Source organism: Blastococcus sp. TF02A-35 (assembly GCF_004571075.1).
Classification (GTDB): domain Bacteria; phylum Actinomycetota; class Actinomycetes; order Mycobacteriales; family Geodermatophilaceae; genus Blastococcus.
Window position 1 is genome coordinate 1 of record NZ_SPQP01000030.1, and the last position, 16,805, is coordinate 16,805.

Genomic DNA, 16,805 nt, shown 5'->3' on the forward strand with positions numbered 1-16,805 from the left:
TCCGCCGCCGTGCCAAGGAGGAGCTCGACCGCATCGCCAAGGACGGCGAGGCCGGCGAGGACGACGTGCGCCGCGCGGAGAAGGAGCTCGACGACCTCACCTCCCAGCACGTCGCCCAACGTGCTGCGCGGCGTCGACGTCTCGCTCGCCGCCGGCGACGGCTGGCTGGTGCTGCGCGGGCCCTCCGGGACCGGCAAGTCGACGTTCCTGGCCGTGCTCATGGCCGCGCTCCGGCCGCGGGCCGGTCGCTACGCCGTCGACGGCCTCGACACGGAGGCGCTGCGCGGCGAGGACCTCCGCGCCCGTATGGCGTGGCTGCCGCAGGAGGCGCACGTGTTCGCCTCGACCATCCGCGCGAACCTGGCGCTGGCCGCACCCCGGGGCGCGCTGGCCGGCAGCGAGGGCGAGGCCCGGATGCGCCAGGCGCTCGCCGCGACCGGCCTGGGCGGGCTGCTCGCCACGCTGCCCGCCGGGCTGGACACGCCGGTCGGCTCGGGCGGCACCGCGCTCTCCGGCGGGGAGCGCCGACGGCTGGCCGCCGCGCGGGCGCTGCTCGCCGACCGGGACGTCGTCCTGCTCGACGAGCCGACCGCGCACCTGGACGCCCCCACGGCCGCGGCGCTGCTGCGCGACCTGCGCTCGGCGCTGGCCGGCCGGCTGGTCGTCTGCGTGACGCACGACGACGACGTCGAGCGCGCCCACGACACCGTCGTCCGGCTGGGCGGGGCGACCGCCCGGACCGGCTAGCCGGCGGGGACCTCGACCGGGATCTCCGGGCCGAGCCGCGCCCCCAGCTGCAGGTCCAGGTCGTCGCCGGACCAGAAGCTGCCGGGGTCGTACCAGTTCCCGGGGCGGTCGGCGGGCAGCAGCCCCATCGCGGTGTAGGTGGCCGCGACCAGCTCGGCGCAGTAGACCGCCTCGGTGCTGGTGCCCCGGCGCAGCCGGCCGTTGACCCAGCCGCGCGCCAGCTTCGAGGTGGTCGGGAACGGCCGGCCGTCCATGCGGGCGATGGTGCGCAGGACGGCGTCCTCCATCTCCGGGGTCACGCCGCCGTCGTCGGAGGGCCCGACCAGCTGCCGGAGCCAGGCGCGCTGCCCGTACCTCTGCCGCCAGGTGGTGACGGCGTCGCGCAGGTCGTGCAGCTGCACGCCGCGCTGGCGCGTGCCGGTCCAGACGTCGGGCAGCGAGCGGCCGAGCTCGGCGTGCCAGAGCAGCGGCGGCAGGTCCTCCAGGACGACCGCCATCCCGACGTGGTTCACCGGGGCGTTGGTCAGCGTCTGGATGGCGCGGTCGGCGACGGAGGCACCGCGGAAGACCCACACGTCGCCGGTGCGGGTGAGGTCGACCGCCTCGTCCAGGGTCAGCGTCGGCACGGCGCTACGGTACGGACGTGCGCCCCTGGAAGCTGCTCGGCCTGGCCGGCCTCGCCGGAGTCGCGGCGACCGGCGCCGTCCTCGTGCGCGGCGAGCGCCAGCGGCGGGCCTACTCGGCCGACGACGTGCGGGCCCGGCTGCACGAGCGGCACGCGGCGCTGGCCGCCGAGCCGGCACCGGCGCCGGCCACCCCGGCCGAGCTGACCGCGGGGCGGCGGCACCGGCTGGCCCGTCTGCTGCGTCGCCCCTGAGCGCCGTCCGGTTGTGCACGACCGGCATGGGCTCGGGCACGCGGGGTAGGGAGCGGGGACCATCCCCAGCCGAGGAGCACCCATGGCCCGGAACACCCTGTCCCGCTCGTTGCACGACCTCGGGCTGTCGGCCTGGTTCGGCGGCACGCTCGCCAACGCCGTCGCCCTGAACGCCGCCGCCGGTGAGGCCGGCTCGGACTCGGCCACCGGCCGGGTCGCGAACGCCGGCTGGGACCGCTGGACGCCGGTCAACGCCCTCGCCATCGGCGCCCACCTGGTCGGCAGCGTCGGCCAGCTGCGGGCCAACAAGCAGCGGGTGGCCGCGCAGCAGGGCGTGGGCGGCATGTCGGCGCTCAAGACGCTGGTGACCGCGGCCGCGCTGGGGGCCACCGCCTACAGCCGGGTCCTGGGCCAGCGGGTGTCGGCCGCCGGCGGGGTGCCCTCGAAGTCCGGGACGAAGCCGAGCAAGCGGACCAAGGTCGCCCAGGCCGACGTCGCCGCCGCCCAGCAGCAGCTGGACACCCTGCAGTGGGTCATCCCCGCGCTGACCGGCACGCTGGTCGCGATCAGCTCCTACGCCGGTGAGCAGCAGCGCCCGAGCGAGGTCGCGGCGGGCGTCAGCTCGCGCTGACCCCCTCGTCCCCCGGCCGGCGCCCGTCGCCGGCCGGGGCCCCCGCCCCGCGCACGGGCGGCAGCACCGCGTCGCTCTTGTGCACGTGGCTGGACCACACCGCCTCCGGGTGGGTGTCGACCCCCTTCCGGACGTCCTCGGCGGTGCGCAGCTTCGCCACCTTGTGCGTGAGGACGCCGAAGCCGACCTTCGCGACGACGTCGGCGACCGAGTAGCCCACCTGCATGGCGGTGAACCAGGCCGGGGTCACGTCGGCGAAGACCGGGACGGCGTAGACCAGCGGGTACACGCCGAAGCTGCTCAGCAGCAGGATCGTCGCGTTGCGCAGGCTCGCCCCGGCCTCCGCCCCCATGGTGGGCAGCGCGGCGCGCACCGCGCCGATGAGCGCGACGTAGAGGTAGACGAAGAACGCGGTGCTGATCAGCCCCCACACCACCAGCGCGGTGGTGTCGCGCCCCTCGGAGAGCACCTGCGCGCCCATGTACCCGGTGACGATCATCAGGAAGGCCGCGGCCATCGTGCGGAAGCGCAGCTTCCGGGCCGCGGAGCCGGCCACCGAGCAGACGGCCAGCAGCTCGACGGTCAGCAGCGGGACCGTGACCGACCAGTCGATGTAGCGGGTCCCCTCGGTGGTCCGCGCCTCCTCGTTCGGGACGTAGACCTCCCCCGCGAGCCGGAAGCCGGTGTCCCAGTCGATGTAGAGCAGCAGGTAGGCCAGCATCGCGACACCGGACAGGCAGAGCCCGGCGAGGACCGAGGGCCGGTACCGCGGCGACACCTCGCCCAGGCTGTTCCAGGAGTAGACGAAGTAGGCGAACAGCGCGAAGCCCGCGCCCAGCAGGGCCAGCTGCACGACGTCGTAGAGGCCCAGGGGCATCGTCTGCAGCTCGGGGGTGGGCGTGTCCACGCGCCGGACCTACCCCCGCCGCCCGGGGGCCACCCGCCCGGCCGTCAGGAGGTGGGCGGCTCGGGCAGGACGACGATGCCGTCCCGGTCCGCGCAGAGCCACTCGCCCTCGCGGAACACCACGCCGGCGAACACGACCGGGATTCCGGCCTGGCCGGAGTGCAGCCCGCGCTGGCTCTTGCGGGGCATGGCGGCCAGCGCCCGCACCCCGACCGGCTGCTCCCCCAGCTCGTCGGCGTCGCGGATGCAGCCGTTGACGACGATGCCGGCCCAGCCGTTGGCCGCCGCGGCGGCCGCGAGGTTGCCGCCGACCAGCCCGCAGCGCCTCGACCCGCCACCGTCGACGACGAGCACCCGGCCCTCGCCGGGGCTCTCGACCGCCTGCTTCACCAGGGTGTTGTCCTCGAAGACCTTCAGCGTGGTGATCGGGCCGCTGAAGGAGACCGCCCCGCCGAAGATCTGGAAGACCGGGTCGCAGACCTGCCCCTCGGGGTGGGCGTCGGAGATGTCGGTGGTCGCGAAGGTCATCGGTCTCGCTCGCTCTCGGGTCGGCGGTGCCCAGGTGTCGCGGCTCCGTTATAACCTATAACGGGGCGGAGGGGGCCGATGAGCGACGCGGAGTACGCGACGAAGGGCGACCTCGCCTACCTGCGGGTGCGCGAGCTGATCCTGTCCGGAGAGCTGGGCCCCGGGGACGTCCTGCCGCAGGCCTCGCTCGCCCGCACCATCGGGATGAGCACCACCCCCCTGCGCGAGGCGCTGCGCCGCCTCAAGCAGGAGGGGCTGGTCGAGCTGGACGCGCACCGCGACGCGCGCGTGCGCCCGCTGGACGCCGACGAGGCCCGCGACCTGCTGGAGCTGCGGCAGACCCTCGACCCCCTGGCCGCCACGCTGGCGGCGCAGCGGCGGACCGACGCCGACCTCGCGGAGCTGGCCGCGGCGCTCGACGGCCTCGAGGCGCTGAGCACCTCCCCCTCGGCCGCGCAGCTGGAGAGCCATCACCGCTTCCACGCCGCCATCCACCGCGCCTCGCACAACGCGCTGCTGGCCCAGACGCTAGACGGGCTCTGGACGAAGACCGACCGCTACCGGCGGCACGGGCTGGAGGTCGGCCGCAGCGACGAGGAGCGCGCCGCCCGCGCGACCGAGCACCGGCTGCTCTACGAGGCCGTCCGCGACGGCGACGCCGGGACCGCCGGCGACCTGATGTGCCGGCACGTCGAGTCCAGCCTGGGCGCCCGCTCGCTCGACCGGCTGGCCCACCCCGGACCCGACCGGTGACGGGGCCGGCGACCACCGGGCCCGGCCGCCGCCTGCTCGCGCTGCTCCTGCTGCACTCCGCGCTCACCCAGGTGGTGACGTTCGTGCTGCGGCCGACCTCGGCCTACCGGGCGCTGGAGCTCGACGTCCCGACCGCGTGGCTGGGCGCGCTCACCGCCTCCTTCGCCGTCGTCCCCCTCGTCCTCGCCGTCCCCAGCGGGCAGGCGACCGACCGGTTCGGGGAGCGGCGGGTGATGCTCGTCGGCGCCGTCCTGCTCGCCCTCTCCGGCGTCGTCTTCGCCAGCGGGCGCGGAGGGGCCGCCGGGCTGGTGCTCGGCAGCGTGGTGCTGGGCACCGGGCACCTGCTGTCGGTCGTCGGCCAGCAGGCGGCGGTGGCCAACACCGCGGGCCCGGGCCGCTTCGACACCGCCTTCGGGTACTACACCTTCGCCGCGTCGCTGGGGCAGGCGCTCGGCCCGGCGCTGATCACGCTGGTCGGCGGCGAGGGCGCGCTGCCGGACACCACCCCGATCTTCTGGACGGCGACGGGGCTGGGCGCCGCCCTGCTGGTCTGCACCGCGTTCCTGCGCTTCCCCGGACGGGGGTCCGAGCGCACCGCCGCGGAGACCGGCGGCATGTCGACGCTGCTGCGGCTCCCCGGGCTCCTGCGCGCCCTGCTGGTCAGCTGCGTGGTGCTGGCCGCCGTCGACATCACGCTGGTCTACCTGCCCGCCCTCGGCGCCGACCGGGGGCTGGCCGCCGGGTTCGTCGGGCTCCTGCTCACCCTCCGCGCCGTCGCCTCCATGGCCTCGCGCCTGTTCCTCGGCCGGCTCGTCGCCCGGGTGGGACGGCGCCGGCTGATGATCGGCAGCGTCGCGCTGGCCGCCGTCTCGATGGCGGTCGTGGCGGCACCGCTGCCCCCGGTCGCCCTCGCCGCGGTCGTCGTCCTGCTCGGCCTCGGGCTCGGGGTGGGCCAGCCGCTCACCATGTCGTGGCTCGCGGAGGTCGCGCCCGCCGGCCTCCGCGGCCGCGCCATGTCGCTGCGGCTCACCGGCAACCGGCTGGGCCAGGTGCTCATCCCGAGCACCGTCGGCCTGGTGGCCGCCGGGGTCGGGGCGGCGGGGGTGCTGTGGGCGACCGCGGCCGCGCTGGCCGCGGTCGGGGTCGCCGCCCGCCGGCTGGCGGTGGACGGCGGCCCGACCACCTAGCCCGCGGCGACCCGCTCGACGACGGCGTCGGTGAACTCACCGGTCGAGGCGCCGCCGCCCAGGTCGCGGGTGCACACGCCGTCCCGCACGGCCGCCCGCACGCCGTCCTCGACCCGCACCGCGGCGTCGGCCGCGCGCGGGTCACCGTGCCGGGTCCCGAGCCAGTCCAGCAGCATCCCGGCGGACAGCACCATCGCGATCGGGTTGGCCAGGCCCTTCCCGGCGATGTCCGGGGCCGAGCCGTGCGCGGCCTGGGCCATGCACCGGTCGTCGGAGGCGTTGATCGACGGCGCGATGCCGAGCGAGCCGGCCAGCTCGCCGGCCAGGTCGGACAGGATGTCGCCGAACATGTTCTCGGCGACCAGGACGTCGAAGGCCGCCGCACGCCGCAGCAGGTGCACGGTGAGCGCGTCGATGTGGAAGTCGTCGACCTCGACGTCGGGGTAGGCCTCCCCCACCTCCAGGCAGACCTTCTTGAACAGGCCGGAGCTCAGCTGCAGCACGTTGGCCTTGTGCACGATCGTCAGCCGGCTCCGCCGCCGCCGGGCCAGCTCGAAGGCCGCGCGCGCGATCCGCTCGATCGCCGGCCGGGTGAAGACGCCCATCGTGATCGCGACGTCCGCCGTCGGCATGTACTCACCGGTGCCCGCGAAGGTGTTGCGGTCGGCGTAGAAGCCCTCGGTGTTCTCCCGCACGATCACCAGGTCGGTGCCGGGGGCGATCGCAGTGCCGCCCTCGAGGCCCCGGGCCGGGCGGACGTTGGCGTAGAGGTCGAAGTGCTTGCGGATGGTGCCGCTCGGGTTGAGCTGCGAGCGGAACGGCTCGGGGTAGGCCGCGCTGTCGTGCGGCCCGAGCAGCCAGCCGTCCAGGCCGGCGAGCGCCTCCAGCGTGGTCGCCGGGATCGCGCTGCCGTGCTCCTCGATGGCGCTCGCGCCGAGCGGCAGCTCGGTCCACTCGACCGGCTCGGCCCCCGCCGCGGCGAGGGCGGCGTCGACCACCCGGACCGCCGCGGGGACGATCTCCGGCCCGATGCCGTCCCCGGGCATCAGCCCGAGGCGGTAGGTGCGGTTCGCGGTCATGTCTCTCCTACTCCGAGGCGGGGGCGGTGGCGGCGGGCTCGTCCAGGACCCACCAGGTGCGGACGTTGACGAACTCGCGGATGCCGGCGGCGGCCAGCTCGCGGCCATGGCCGCTGGCCCGGGTGCCGCCGAAGGGCAGGCGGACGTCGGAGGCGACGACGGCGTTGACGAACACCGCGCCGGACCGGATGCGCCGGGCGACGGCGACCCCGCGCTCCGGGTCCCGCGTCCACACGCTCGCACCGAGACCGAAGCGGGTGTCGTTCGCGATCCGCACCGCGTCGTCCTCGTCCTGCGCGACGACGACCGCCGCGACCGGGCCGAAGATCTCCTCGTCGTACGCCGGCATCCCCGGGCGTACCCCGGCCAGCACGGTCGGGGCGTAGAAGCAGCCGGGCCGGTCGACCCGCGCGCCGCCGGCGAGCAGCCGGGCGCCGGCGGCGACGCAGGCGAGGACCTGGGCGTGCACGGCCTCGAGCAGGTCGGCCCGGGCCATCGGCCCGACGTCGGTGGCCGGGTCGAGCGGGTCGCCCACGACCAGCCTCCCGACCTCGGCGACCAGCAGCCGGGTGAACTCCTCGGCCACCGCGGACTCCACCACGACCCGCTTCGGGGAGATGCAGCTCTGGCCGGCGTTGAGGAACCGGCCGCGGGCGGCCATCGCGGCGACCGCCGGCAGGTCGGCGTCGGAGAGGACGACGAAGGGGTCGGAGCCGCCGAGCTCCAGCACCGACTTCTTGACCGCGGCGCCGGCGGCCGAGCCGACGGCGCGGCCGGCGCGCTCGCTGCCGGTGAGGGTGACCGCGCCGATGCGCGGGTCGGCGATGAGCCTGGCGGTCACCGCGGGGATGTCGGGCTCGGCGACCACGAGCGCGGTGAACAGCCCCTCCGGCGCGCCGGCCTCGGCGAGCAGCCGCTCGACGGCGAGCGCGCAGCCGGTGGTGTTCGGGGAGTGCTTCAGCAGCGCCGCGTTGCCGGCCATGAGCGCCGGGGCGGCGAACCGCAGCACCTGCCAGAGGGGGAAGTTCCACGGCATGACGGCCAGCACGACGCCGACCGGCTCGTAGCCGACCCAGCTGCGGTCGGCGGAGGTCTCGACCGGCTCGTCGGCCAGGAAGCCCGCCGCGTGGTCGGCGTAGTACTCGCACGCCGTGGCGCACTTCTCCACCTCGGCGCGGGCCTCGGCGAGCGGCTTGCCCATCTCCCGGGTGACGAGCAACGCGAGCTCGGCCCCCTGCCCGCGCAGCAGCCCGGCCGCCCGCCGGAGCACGGCGGCCCGGTCCGCGAAGGAGAGCGCCGCCCACCGCTGCTGGGCCGCTGCCGCGTGGTCCAGCGCCGCGTCGACCTCGGCGTCGGTGAAGGCCGGGTACTCGACGAGCCGCTCTCCCGTCGCCGGGTTCATGGTGATGACGGCGCTCATGCCTTGCTCGCCCCGCGGTCCTTGTCCGACAGGTGCTCGAAGGTCTCGCCGGTCGCGGTGATCGTGCGGGTGACGTCCCTGCCGCCGTAGACCCAGTAGATGGTCATCGGGCCCTCACCGCGGTTGCGGAAGCAGTGCGGCACGCCCGCCGGCACCCAGGTGGCCTGGCCGGCGACGAGGTCGAACTCGTCGTCGCCGATGACCGCGGTGGCCTCGCCCTCGAAGACCAGCACGGTCTCCTCCACGTTGTGCGAGTGCAGCGGGATGCCGGTCCCCGGGGAGAAGACGGTCATCCCGGTGGTGACGCGGTTCTCCGCACAGTTCCACTTCCCGACGAACGGCACGGTGACGACGCCGTTGCCGCGGTCGAACCGCTCGATGTCCTCGGGCCGCAGCACCATCGACGGGGGCACCGGCCGGGCGGTCACCGGGACACCTCGGCGCTGTGCGAGACCAGGAGCGAGCCGGGGGTGTTGACCTGTCCCTCGAGCACCTCGGCGGCGATGGTGCGCCACTGCGCGAAGTGCGGCGCGCGCTTGTGCGCCTCGAAGGCCTCGGCGTCGGCGTAGAGCTCGTACAGCAGGAACCGGTGGTCCTCCCCCTCGACCGCGCAGACGTCGAAGCGCAGGCACCCCGGCTCGTCGCGCACCGACGCCTCCGCGTTGGCCGAGATCCCGGCGAGGAACTCCTCCCGCCGCCCGGGCCGGACCTGCATCTGCACCACCAGGCTGAACATGTGCGCCTCCTCCTCGACCGCTTGTATACAGGTTGTATACAGTAGCCGCAGCCAAGGGGAAGAGGGCAAGCGATGACCGACCGGATCGACCCGCAGGACCTGCGCACGTTCGGCACCCGGGTGCTCGCCGCCCTCGGTGTCCCCGAGGACGACGGCGCCCTCGTGGCCGACTCGCTGGTGCAGGCCGACCTCTGGGGCCACCAGTCGCACGGCCTCCTGCGCCTCCCCTGGTACGCGGCGCGGCTCCGGTCGGGCGCCATGCGCGCGGTGACCGACCCGGCTGTCCTCTCCGACACCGGGCCGCTGGTGCTGCTCGACGGGCGGGACGGGGTCGGCCAGGTGCTGGCCGACCGGGCCCGGGCGCTGGCCACCGAGCGCGCCCGTGCGCACGGCGTCGGCGTCGTCGGCGTGCGCAACTCCAACCACTTCGGCACGGCCATGTACTTCACCCGCCGCGCGGCCCGCGACGGGCTGGTCGCCGTCCTCACCACCAACGCCAGCCCCGCGATGGCCCCCTGGGGCGGGCGGGAGAAGGTCCTCGGCACCAACCCCTGGTCGATCGCCGCGCCCGCGCCCGACGGGCGCGTCGTCGCCGTCGACATCGCCAACACCGCGGTGGCCCGGGGCAAGATCTACCTGGCGAGGAACCGCGGCGAGCAGATCCCCGGGAACTGGGCGCTCACCGCCGACGGGGCGCCGACGACCGACCCGGCGGAGGGGGTGCTCGGCGTGATCCTGCCGATGGCCGGCCACAAGGGCTACGCGATCTCGTTCCTGGTCGACGTGCTCTCCGGCGCCCTCACCGGCAGCTCCGTCGGCACCGGGGTGCACGGTCCCTACGAGCCCGAGGCCCGCAGCGGCTGCGGCCACCTCTTCCTCGCCCTGGACCCCTCGGCGTTCGGCGACCCCGCCGGCTACGAGGAGCGCGTGCGACAGCTGGTGGAGGAGGTCCGCGGCGTGCCGCTGGCCCAGGGGTTCGACGAGGTGTTCCTCCCGGGCGAGGTGGAGGACCGCGCCGAGGAGGCGGCTCTCGCCGCCGGCGGCGTCGCGCTCGCCGAGGGGTCCCTGGTGGAGCTGCGCGAGCTGGCCGCCTCGGCCGGTGTCCCCGCCGGGCCGCTCGCATGAGCGCCGGCTTCCCCGGGCCCGGCGAGGCGAGCAAGGCCGACCTGGTCCACCGGCAGCTCAAGGAGGAGATCGAGCTCGGCGAGCTCGCGCCGGGCACGCCGCTGTCCGAGCTGTGGCTCGTCGAGCGCACCGGCGCCTCGCGCACCCCGGTCCGGGAGGCGCTGCGCCGGCTCGCCGCCGAGGGGCTGGTCGACCTGGTACCGCGGCAGGGCGCCCGCGTCTCCCGGGTCTCGCTGCAGAGCGTCCGCGACCTCTTCGACTTCCGCTCGCTGCTGGAGCCGGCCGCGATCCGCCAGGCGACCGAGGCCGCCACCACCGACGCCGAGCTGCGCCGCGCCTTCACCGCCATGCGCAGCGAGTTCGCGCGGACCGTCCGCCGGGCGCCGTCGCAGGCCCGGTCGCGGTCGTTCTACGAGCTGGCCGACCGGTTCGACTGGGCGATCATCGGCGCGACCCGCAACGAGCACCTGCGACGCACCATCGCCGAGCTCCGGCCGCACACCGCGCGGCTGCGCAACCTCTCCCACGTCGACCCGCAGCGGGTGGAGGTCTCGGTCGCCGAGCACCTGCGCATGTGCGACGCGCTGCTGGCCGGCGACGCCGACGCGGCCGCCACCGCGATGGCCGAGCACCTCACGCAGAGCCTGGCCACCATCTTCCGCAACCTCGCGCACGGCCCGGCCGAGGGCCTGGACCTGCTCGGGTAGGCGACGCCCCTACTGGTCGGCCTTGACCGCCAGGACCGGGCAGTTGGCGTCGAGCAGGATGCGCTGCGCCTGGCTGCCGGTGATCAGCTTGCCCGTCGGGGTGCGCCGGCGCAGGCCGATGACGATCAGGCTCGCCTTGACCCGGTCGGCCGCCTCGACGACCTCCTCCGACGCCTCGTGCCCGCGCACCTGCTGGTCGATCTCGTACACCACGCCGGTGCCGTCGAGCCGCTCGCGCAGCTGGGCCAGGCGCTCCTCGGAGACGAAGCGGTTGTCGACGAAAGCGTCGCCCCGCGAGGTGTTCACGACGTGCAGCGGCTCCTCGCGGCGGCGCGCCTCCGCGAGCGCAGCGGTCAGGGCGGCCTCGCCCTCCGGGGTCGGCACGTAGCCCACGACGATCGTCATGCCGGCAGCCTGGCCGACCCGCTCGGTGTCGTCAGCATTACGCGCCTATCGGTTGTTTCGGTCCTTGCGGTCACCGGACGCCGGCTCGCAGCGTGAACCGGCGCTCGGGCCGCCCGGCGGTCCCGTAGCGCTGCCGCACGTCGGCCTGCTCCTGGGCCACCAGCTGCTCGAGGTAGCGCCGCGCGCTCACCCGCGCCAGCCCGGTGCGCTCGCTGCACTCCGAGGCCGACAGGCCCTGGTCCGCGGCGGCGGCGAGCGCCTGGCGGACCAGCTCCAGGGTCTCCGGGGTGATCCCCTTCGGGGTGGCCACCGGCTCCGGCCCGCTCCCCCGCGCCCCGCCGAACACCCGGTCGACGTCCCGCTGGCCGGCGACGTCGAGCTCGGCCAGCTCGCCCCGCACCGCGGCGTACTGCCGCAGCCGGTCCTCGAAGGTGCGCCGCTCGAACGGCTTGACCAGGTAGTGCAGGACACCGCCGTGCAGCGCGCTGCGGATGCTGTCGACGTCGCGCGCGGCGCTGATGACCACGACGTCCGCCGTCGACCCCTCGGCCCGCAGCCGGCGCAGCACCTCCAGCCCGGTCATGTCCGGCAGGTAGATGTCGAGCAGGACGAGGTCCGGTCGCAGCCGCGCCACCTCCGCCAGCGCCTCCGCACCGTTGGCCGCGGTCCCCACCACCTCGAAGCCGTCGAGCGCGGCGACGAAGGCGGCGTGCACCTTGGCGACCATGAAGTCGTCGTCGACGATGAGGACGCCGATCACGAGGTCACCAGCGCCGGGTCGGCGGGCATCCGCGCGACGAAGGTGGACCCGCCGGCCGAGCTGGCGGTGACCTCACCGCCGCGGCGGGTGCACAGCAGGTGCACCAGCGACAGCCCGATGCCGTGCTCGCCGGAGGACCCCTCCCCCGCGGCCGCGTCCTTGGTCGACACCCCGCGCCGGAACACCTCGCGCTCCATCCCCGGGGGCACGCCCGGACCCGAGTCGCGCACGACCACCTCCACCTCTCCGTCGACCAGCCCGACCGACACCTCCACCCAGCGCTGCACCGCCGCCGACGCCGCGTCCAGGGCGTTGTCCACCAGGTTCCCGATCACCGTCGCGACGTCGGTGCTCAGCTCGCCGGGGAGCACCGGCAGCGAGGAGTCCGGGTCGATCCGGAAGTCGACGCCCAGCTCGTCGGCCTGGCTGCCCTTGGCGATGAGCAGCGCGGCGATCGAGGGGTCCCGCACCGCGGAGGTGACCGCGGCGGTGAACTCCGACCGGCTGGAGCTCACCCGGTGCACGAACCGCACCGCCTCCTCCGCCTCCCCGATCTCGATCAGCCCGGCGATGGTGTGCAGCCGGTTGCTGAACTCGTGCGCCTGCGCCCGCAGGGTGTCGGTGACGTGCCGCGTCAGGTCCAGCTCGCGGCGCAGCTCCAGCAGCTCGGTGCGGTCGCGCAGCGTCGTCACCGAGCCGATCGGGCGGCCGCGGCTGGCGATCGGCAGCCGGTTCACCACGAGCACCCGCCCGGCGCTGGCGACGGCCCGGTCGCGCTCCACCTCGCCGGAGAGGAACGCGTCGAGCAGCTCCGCCCCCACGCCCAGGTCGGCGAGCGTGCGGCCCAGCGCGTCGCCGGGGATGCGCAGCAGCCGGATCGCCTCGTCGTTGATGAGGGTCACCCGGCCGCGCAGGTCCAGGCCGACGACGCCCTCGCGGATGCCGTGCAGCATCGCATCGCGGTGCTCGACGAGGCCGGTGATCTCCGCCGGCTCCAGCCCGAGGGTCTGCCGCTTGACCCGCCGCGCCACCAGCAGCGACCCGCCGACGCCGAGCACGCTGGCCAGGCCGAGGTAGGTGAGCAGGTTGGGCGCGGCCTCCTCCAGCCCGTCCCACACCCCCGGGTAGCTGCGCTGCACCGCCACGAAGCCGATGACGTCGTCGTCCCGCGGGACCAGGATCGGCGCCATCGCCACGGCGGCCTCGCCCCCGTGGACCTCGGTGTCACCGAGCCAGGAGCGCCCCGACAGGACGTCGCTGGCGCCGAGGTCGTAGCGGCTGTCGATCTCCCCGGGGACGGCGCTGGCCACGATCGTGCCGTCGGCGGTCGCGACCACCACCGAGTCCGACCCCGAGACGCTGCGCGCGCTCTCGGCCGCGACCCGGACGTAGATGAGCTGGTCCTCCAGCAGCGCCTCGCGGGTGGACCCGGCGTTGGCCAGCGTCTCCGCGATCGCCTGCGCCCGGCGCCCCTCGACGTCCTCTGCGCGCTGGGTCGACTGGGCGACCGTGACCGCCGCGACCCCGACCAGGACGACGCAGATGATGACCACCTGCAGGGCCAGCAGCTGGCCGGCGAGGGAGAGCCGCCGGGACACGGTGCCTCCTGACGTCGGGCGGGGATGGGGCGGCAAGTGGAGCACGGCCGCGCGGGGCGGCTGCCGTGGACACAAGGAACACAAAGCTCAATGCGCACTCAAGGGTGACACGGGTCACCGGCCCGACCATCTTCCGTGTCACGAGGTGGTCATCCACCCGACACACAGGAGGACAAGATGCGCACTGCTTCCGTGCGGAAGCTCACCGTCGGCGCCCTCGCCGCCGGGCTCGTGCTCACCGGCTGCGGCACCACGGCCGAGGGCGGTTCCGCCTCGGGCGGTGGCGACGGCGCCATCAGCGGCCTGCGCCTGCTGGTCCCGAACTCCCCTGGAAGCGGCTACGACACCACCGGCCGCGCCGTCGCCCAGGTGATGGAGGACGAGGAGCTCGCGTCGGGCATCGAGGTGTTCAACCTCGAGGGTGCCGGCGGCACCGTTGGCCTCCAGCGCCTCGTGAACGAGGAGGGCAACGCCAAGATGCTCATGCAGATGGGCCTCGGCGTCGTCGGTGCGCAGTTCAGCAACCAGTCCGAGGCCACCCTCGACCAGACCACCCCGATCGCGAAGCTGATCGAGGAGGCCGAGGCGATCGTCGTCCCCGGTGACTCCCCCCACCAGTCGATCGACGACCTCGTGACGGCGTGGAAGGCCGACCCCGGCGGCACCCCGGTCGGCGGCGCCTCCAACCCCGGCGGCCCCGACCACCTGACCCCGATGCTGCTCGCGCAGGAGGTCGGCGTGGCGCCGACCGCGGTCAACTACGTCTCCTACGACGGCGGCGGCGAGCTGCTGGCCGGCATCCTCGGCGGCGACGTCGCCTTCGCCGCGACCGGCGTCGGCGAGGTCACCGAGGCCGCCGAGGCCGGCGACGTGCGCATCCTGGCCGTCACCAGCGAGGAGGCCGTGGAGGGCGTCGACGCCCCCACGCTGACCGACGAGGGCATCGACCTGGTCTTCGCCAACTGGCGTGGCATCGTCGCGGCGCCCGGCATCTCCGAGGACGAGACGCAGGCCTTCGTCGACGCGGTCACCGAGATGCACGACAGCGAGGCGTGGCAGCAGGTCCTGGAGGACCAGGGCTGGACCGACGCCTTCGTCGTCGGCGACGAGTTCACCTCGTTCCTCTCCGACGAGAGCGACCGCGTCGAGTCGGTCATGAGCGAGCTGGGCCTGGCATGAGCTCTGCCGCTCCCGGCGGCGCGACGACGGAACAGGGCCGCTCCGAGTACGGGGTGGCCCTGTTCCTCGCGGCCCTCGGTGTCCTCGTCATCGTGCTGGCGGTCCTGATCCCGGAGAGCCGGATCGCCCGCGGCCCCCTCGGCCCCTCGACCGTCCCGATCGTCGTGGGCGGCCTCCTGGTCGTCGTCGCCGGTTTCCTCGCCCTCGACGTGGCCCGCGGCGGCCGCGGCGAGCCCGAGGGCGGCGAGGACGTCGAGCTGACCGGCAGCAGCGACTGGCGCACGGTCCTCATGCTCGCGGCGGCGTTCGTCGCCAACGCCCTGCTGATCGAGTCCGTGGGCTGGTGGTTCTCCGGGGCCGTCCTCTTCTGGGGCGCGGCGTTCGCCCTCGGCAGCCGGCACTACGTGCGCGACGCGCTCATCGCCTTCGCGCTCTCGTTCGGCTCCTTCTACCTGTTCGCCCTCGGGCTCGGCGTCGTCCTGCCCCCCGGCATCCTGGACGGGATCCTCTGATGGACGCCTTCACCGAGCTGATCGGTGGCTTCGGCACCGCGCTGACGCCCACCAACCTGCTGTACGCCTTCATCGGCGTGCTGCTCGGCACCGCGATCGGCGTGCTGCCGGGCATCGGCCCGGCCATGACGGTCGCGCTGCTGCTGCCGCTCACCCGCGGCCTGGACGTGACCGGCGCGCTGATCATGTTCGCCGGCATCTACTACGGCGGCATGTACGGCGGGTCGACGACGTCGATCCTGCTCAACACCCCGGGCGAGAGCGCCTCGGTGGTGACGGCGGTCGAGGGCAACAAGATGGCCCGGTCGGGCCGGGCCGCCCAGGCGCTCGCCACCGCCGCGATCGGCTCGTTCGTCGCCGGCACCATCGCCACGCTGCTGCTTGCCCTGGTGGCACCGACGGTCGCCGACCTCGCGGTGGAGGTCTCCCCCGCCGACAACTTCGCGATCATGCTGCTCGCGTTCATCGCGGTGACCTCGGTGCTCGGCAGCTCCCGCATCCGCGGTCTCGCGGCGCTGGGCATCGGCCTGGCGATCGGCCTGATCGGGATCGACCCGACGTCGGGCCAGCAGCGGCTGACCTTCGGCATCGGCGAGCTGGCCGAGGGCATCGACGTCGTCGTCGTCGCGGTGGGCCTGTTCGCCGTCGGCGAGGCGCTGTGGACCGCGGCGCACCTGCGCCGCAAGCCGATCGACGTCATCCCCGTCGGCAACCCGCGGATGAGCCGCAGCGACTTCCAGCGCTCCTGGAAGCCGTGGCTGCGCGGCACCGCCATCGGCTTCCCCTTCGGCGCCGTCCCGGCCGGCGGCGCGGAGATCCCGACCTTCCTCTCCTACGTCACCGAGAAGCGGCTCTCCAAGCACAAGGAGGAGTTCGGGCACGGCGCGATCGAGGGCGTCGCCGGTCCGGAGGCCACCAACAACGCCTCGGCCGCCGGTGGTCTGGTGCCGCTGCTGACCCTCGGCATCCCGACGACGGCGACCGCCGCGGTCATGCTCGCGGCCATCCAGAGCTACGGCATCGAGCCGGGCCCGCAGCTGTTCGACAACGAGCCGGAGCTGGTCTGGGGGCTGATCGCCAGCCTCTTCATCGGCAACGCCGTGCTGCTGCTGCTGAACCTGCCACTGGCCCCGGTGTGGGCGAGGCTGCTGCGGATCCCCCGCTCCTACCTCTACGCGGGGATCCTGTTCTTCTCCAGCCTCGGCGCGTACGCGTCCAACGCCAACACCTTCGACCTGTTCCTGCTGCTGGCCATCGGCGCGCTCGGCTTCATGATGCGCCGGTACGGCCTGCCCATCCTGCCGGCGATCATCGGGGTCATCCTCGGCCCGTTCGCCGAGCAGGAGCTGCGCCAGGCGCTGCAGATCAGCAACGGCGCGGTCAGCGGGCTGTTCGACCCGATGTCGGTGGTCGTCTACGCGATCGTCGCGCTGATCATGCTGTGGCCGCTGGTCCGGCGGTTCGTCCCCCGCAAGGTCGTCCCGAGCGTCCTGGAGGAGGCCACGCACGAGATCGAGGAGGCGCACCACCACCACGGCCTCACCGACTCGGTCTCCGTCGCCGGGACGACGGAGGCCAGGCGCAGGTTCGACCGGGCGCACGACACCGAAGGCGACGGCTGACCGCACCGCACCACCGGGGCCCCGCGTCCCCGT

The 16,805-nt window shown here is 74.6% G+C and carries 20 protein-coding genes and 1 pseudogene; 11 read left to right on the top strand and 10 right to left on the bottom strand.

The window, feature by feature from the left end; translation table 11 throughout:
* Nucleotides 1-119, top strand: a pseudogene (locus E4P43_RS20580) (ribosome recycling factor); the annotation flags it as partial.
* A gap of 1 nt (nucleotide 120) precedes the next feature.
* A complete protein-coding gene (locus E4P43_RS14120; protein WP_167759184.1) occupies nucleotides 121-747 on the top strand; it encodes an ATP-binding cassette domain-containing protein in 627 nt (208 codons plus the stop codon).
* Here the strand turns inward: E4P43_RS14120 and E4P43_RS14125 are convergent.
* Nucleotides 744-1,373 carry a hypothetical protein gene (locus E4P43_RS14125; protein ID WP_135146104.1) on the bottom strand — a complete coding sequence of 210 codons (630 nt, stop codon included), beginning with the start codon at nucleotides 1,371-1,373 and terminating at the stop codon, nucleotides 744-746. The genes E4P43_RS14120 and E4P43_RS14125 overlap by 4 nt on opposite strands.
* A 17-nt stretch (nucleotides 1,374-1,390) precedes the next feature.
* On the opposite strand from E4P43_RS14125, the gene E4P43_RS14130 reads away from it, so the two are divergent.
* Together E4P43_RS14130 and E4P43_RS14135 are read left to right on the top strand one after the other, a co-directional pair.
* The gene (locus E4P43_RS14130; RefSeq protein ID WP_135146105.1) at nucleotides 1,391-1,624 is read left to right on the top strand and encodes a hypothetical protein; all 234 of its coding nucleotides are present in this window, start codon (nucleotides 1,391-1,393) and stop codon (nucleotides 1,622-1,624) included.
* Nucleotides 1,625-1,706: 82 nt separating this feature from the next.
* Nucleotides 1,707-2,255 (top strand): hypothetical protein, encoded by a 549-nt coding sequence (locus tag E4P43_RS14135; protein WP_135146106.1) that lies wholly within the window; start codon nucleotides 1,707-1,709, stop codon nucleotides 2,253-2,255.
* Here the strand turns inward: E4P43_RS14135 and E4P43_RS14140 are convergent.
* Both E4P43_RS14140 and rraA read right to left on the bottom strand, forming a co-directional pair.
* The gene (locus E4P43_RS14140; RefSeq protein WP_245159135.1) at nucleotides 2,242-3,162 is read right to left on the bottom strand and encodes a bacteriorhodopsin; all 921 of its coding nucleotides are present in this window, start codon (nucleotides 3,160-3,162) and stop codon (nucleotides 2,242-2,244) included. The two genes, E4P43_RS14135 and E4P43_RS14140, sit on opposite strands and share 14 nt — an antisense overlap.
* A 44-nt stretch (nucleotides 3,163-3,206) precedes the next feature.
* Complete coding sequence (gene rraA, locus E4P43_RS14145; RefSeq protein WP_135146107.1) at nucleotides 3,207-3,689, bottom strand: ribonuclease E activity regulator RraA; 483 nt, start codon at nucleotides 3,687-3,689, stop codon at nucleotides 3,207-3,209.
* Nucleotides 3,690-3,767: 78 nt separating this feature from the next.
* Between rraA and E4P43_RS14150 the strand changes: the two genes are divergently transcribed.
* Both E4P43_RS14150 and E4P43_RS14155 read left to right on the top strand, forming a co-directional pair.
* Complete coding sequence (locus E4P43_RS14150) at nucleotides 3,768-4,442, top strand: GntR family transcriptional regulator (RefSeq protein ID WP_135146108.1); 675 nt, start codon at nucleotides 3,768-3,770, stop codon at nucleotides 4,440-4,442.
* Nucleotides 4,439-5,629: an MFS transporter gene (locus E4P43_RS14155; protein WP_209313889.1), complete on the top strand. Its 1,191-nt coding sequence runs from the start codon at nucleotides 4,439-4,441 to the stop codon at nucleotides 5,627-5,629. Before E4P43_RS14150 ends, E4P43_RS14155 begins: the two co-directional genes overlap by 4 nt.
* Here the strand turns inward: E4P43_RS14155 and E4P43_RS14160 are convergent.
* The 4 genes from E4P43_RS14160 to E4P43_RS14175 are packed head-to-tail and all read right to left on the bottom strand — an operon-like array spanning nucleotide 5,626 to nucleotide 8,933.
* A complete protein-coding gene (locus E4P43_RS14160; RefSeq protein WP_135146109.1) occupies nucleotides 5,626-6,708 on the bottom strand; it encodes an isocitrate/isopropylmalate dehydrogenase family protein in 1,083 nt (360 codons plus the stop codon). The two genes, E4P43_RS14155 and E4P43_RS14160, sit on opposite strands and share 4 nt — an antisense overlap.
* Nucleotides 6,709-6,715: 7 nt before the next feature.
* On the bottom strand, nucleotides 6,716-8,128 hold the full coding sequence (locus E4P43_RS14165; RefSeq protein ID WP_135146110.1) for an NAD-dependent succinate-semialdehyde dehydrogenase: 1,413 nt from the start codon (nucleotides 8,126-8,128) through the stop codon (nucleotides 6,716-6,718).
* Entirely contained in the window at nucleotides 8,125-8,556 is a 432-nt protein-coding gene (locus E4P43_RS14170; RefSeq protein ID WP_245159136.1) for a cupin domain-containing protein, read from the bottom strand. The genes E4P43_RS14165 and E4P43_RS14170 overlap by 4 nt, the downstream gene beginning before the upstream one ends.
* The gene (locus E4P43_RS14175) at nucleotides 8,553-8,933 is read right to left on the bottom strand and encodes a putative quinol monooxygenase (protein ID WP_245159137.1); all 381 of its coding nucleotides are present in this window, start codon (nucleotides 8,931-8,933) and stop codon (nucleotides 8,553-8,555) included. Before E4P43_RS14175 ends, E4P43_RS14170 begins: the two co-directional genes overlap by 4 nt.
* A gap of 3 nt (nucleotides 8,934-8,936) precedes the next feature.
* Between E4P43_RS14175 and E4P43_RS14180 the strand changes: the two genes are divergently transcribed.
* Nucleotides 8,937-9,989, top strand: coding sequence for an Ldh family oxidoreductase (locus tag E4P43_RS14180; RefSeq protein ID WP_135146111.1), 1,053 nt, complete (start codon nucleotides 8,937-8,939; stop codon nucleotides 9,987-9,989).
* Nucleotides 9,986-10,696 carry a GntR family transcriptional regulator gene (locus tag E4P43_RS14185; protein ID WP_135146112.1) on the top strand — a complete coding sequence of 237 codons (711 nt, stop codon included), beginning with the start codon at nucleotides 9,986-9,988 and terminating at the stop codon, nucleotides 10,694-10,696. Before E4P43_RS14180 ends, E4P43_RS14185 begins: the two co-directional genes overlap by 4 nt.
* Before the next feature lie 9 nt (nucleotides 10,697-10,705).
* On the opposite strand, the gene E4P43_RS14190 is transcribed toward E4P43_RS14185, so the two are convergent.
* The 3 genes from E4P43_RS14190 to E4P43_RS14200 all read right to left on the bottom strand — a co-directional run bounded on the left by E4P43_RS14190 (nucleotide 10,706) and on the right by E4P43_RS14200 (nucleotide 13,459).
* Nucleotides 10,706-11,101, bottom strand: a complete 396-nt coding sequence (locus E4P43_RS14190; RefSeq protein ID WP_135146113.1) for a universal stress protein — start codon at nucleotides 11,099-11,101, stop codon at nucleotides 10,706-10,708.
* Between the two features lie 70 nt (nucleotides 11,102-11,171).
* Complete coding sequence (locus E4P43_RS14195; RefSeq protein WP_135146114.1) at nucleotides 11,172-11,861, bottom strand: response regulator; 690 nt, start codon at nucleotides 11,859-11,861, stop codon at nucleotides 11,172-11,174.
* On the bottom strand, nucleotides 11,858-13,459 hold the full coding sequence (locus E4P43_RS14200; RefSeq protein ID WP_135146115.1) for an ATP-binding protein: 1,602 nt from the start codon (nucleotides 13,457-13,459) through the stop codon (nucleotides 11,858-11,860). Before E4P43_RS14200 ends, E4P43_RS14195 begins: the two co-directional genes overlap by 4 nt.
* Nucleotides 13,460-13,636: 177 nt before the next feature.
* Between E4P43_RS14200 and E4P43_RS14205 the strand changes: the two genes are divergently transcribed.
* The 3 genes from E4P43_RS14205 to E4P43_RS14215 are packed head-to-tail and all read left to right on the top strand — an operon-like array spanning nucleotide 13,637 to nucleotide 16,772.
* On the top strand, nucleotides 13,637-14,638 hold the full coding sequence (locus E4P43_RS14205) for a tripartite tricarboxylate transporter substrate binding protein (RefSeq protein WP_135146116.1): 1,002 nt from the start codon (nucleotides 13,637-13,639) through the stop codon (nucleotides 14,636-14,638).
* Nucleotides 14,635-15,150, top strand: coding sequence for a tripartite tricarboxylate transporter TctB family protein (locus tag E4P43_RS14210; protein WP_135146117.1), 516 nt, complete (start codon nucleotides 14,635-14,637; stop codon nucleotides 15,148-15,150). Before E4P43_RS14205 ends, E4P43_RS14210 begins: the two co-directional genes overlap by 4 nt.
* Entirely contained in the window at nucleotides 15,150-16,772 is a 1,623-nt protein-coding gene (locus tag E4P43_RS14215; RefSeq protein WP_135146118.1) for a tripartite tricarboxylate transporter permease, read from the top strand. The genes E4P43_RS14210 and E4P43_RS14215 overlap by 1 nt, the downstream gene beginning before the upstream one ends.
* Nucleotides 16,773-16,805: the final 33 nt, after the last annotated feature.

What these genes read in the sequence shown, in the direction of transcription:
- E4P43_RS14215 (WP_135146118.1), top strand. Translation starts at nt 15,150, where the DNA reads ATGGACGCCTTCACCGAGCTGATCGGTGGCTTCGGCACCGCGCTGACG.
- E4P43_RS14190 (WP_135146113.1), bottom strand. Translation starts at nt 11,101, where the DNA reads ATGACGATCGTCGTGGGCTACGTGCCGACCCCGGAGGGCGAGGCCGCC.
- E4P43_RS14210 (WP_135146117.1), top strand. Translation starts at nt 14,635, where the DNA reads ATGAGCTCTGCCGCTCCCGGCGGCGCGACGACGGAACAGGGCCGCTCC.
- E4P43_RS14180 (WP_135146111.1), top strand. Translation starts at nt 8,937, where the DNA reads ATGACCGACCGGATCGACCCGCAGGACCTGCGCACGTTCGGCACCCGG.
- E4P43_RS14185 (WP_135146112.1), top strand. Translation starts at nt 9,986, where the DNA reads ATGAGCGCCGGCTTCCCCGGGCCCGGCGAGGCGAGCAAGGCCGACCTG.
- E4P43_RS14160 (WP_135146109.1), bottom strand. Translation starts at nt 6,708, where the DNA reads ATGACCGCGAACCGCACCTACCGCCTCGGGCTGATGCCCGGGGACGGC.
- E4P43_RS14205 (WP_135146116.1), top strand. Translation starts at nt 13,637, where the DNA reads ATGCGCACTGCTTCCGTGCGGAAGCTCACCGTCGGCGCCCTCGCCGCC.
- E4P43_RS14135 (WP_135146106.1), top strand. Translation starts at nt 1,707, where the DNA reads ATGGCCCGGAACACCCTGTCCCGCTCGTTGCACGACCTCGGGCTGTCG.
- E4P43_RS14150 (WP_135146108.1), top strand. Translation starts at nt 3,768, where the DNA reads ATGAGCGACGCGGAGTACGCGACGAAGGGCGACCTCGCCTACCTGCGG.
- E4P43_RS14165 (WP_135146110.1), bottom strand. Translation starts at nt 8,128, where the DNA reads ATGAGCGCCGTCATCACCATGAACCCGGCGACGGGAGAGCGGCTCGTC.
- rraA (WP_135146107.1), bottom strand. Translation starts at nt 3,689, where the DNA reads ATGACCTTCGCGACCACCGACATCTCCGACGCCCACCCCGAGGGGCAG.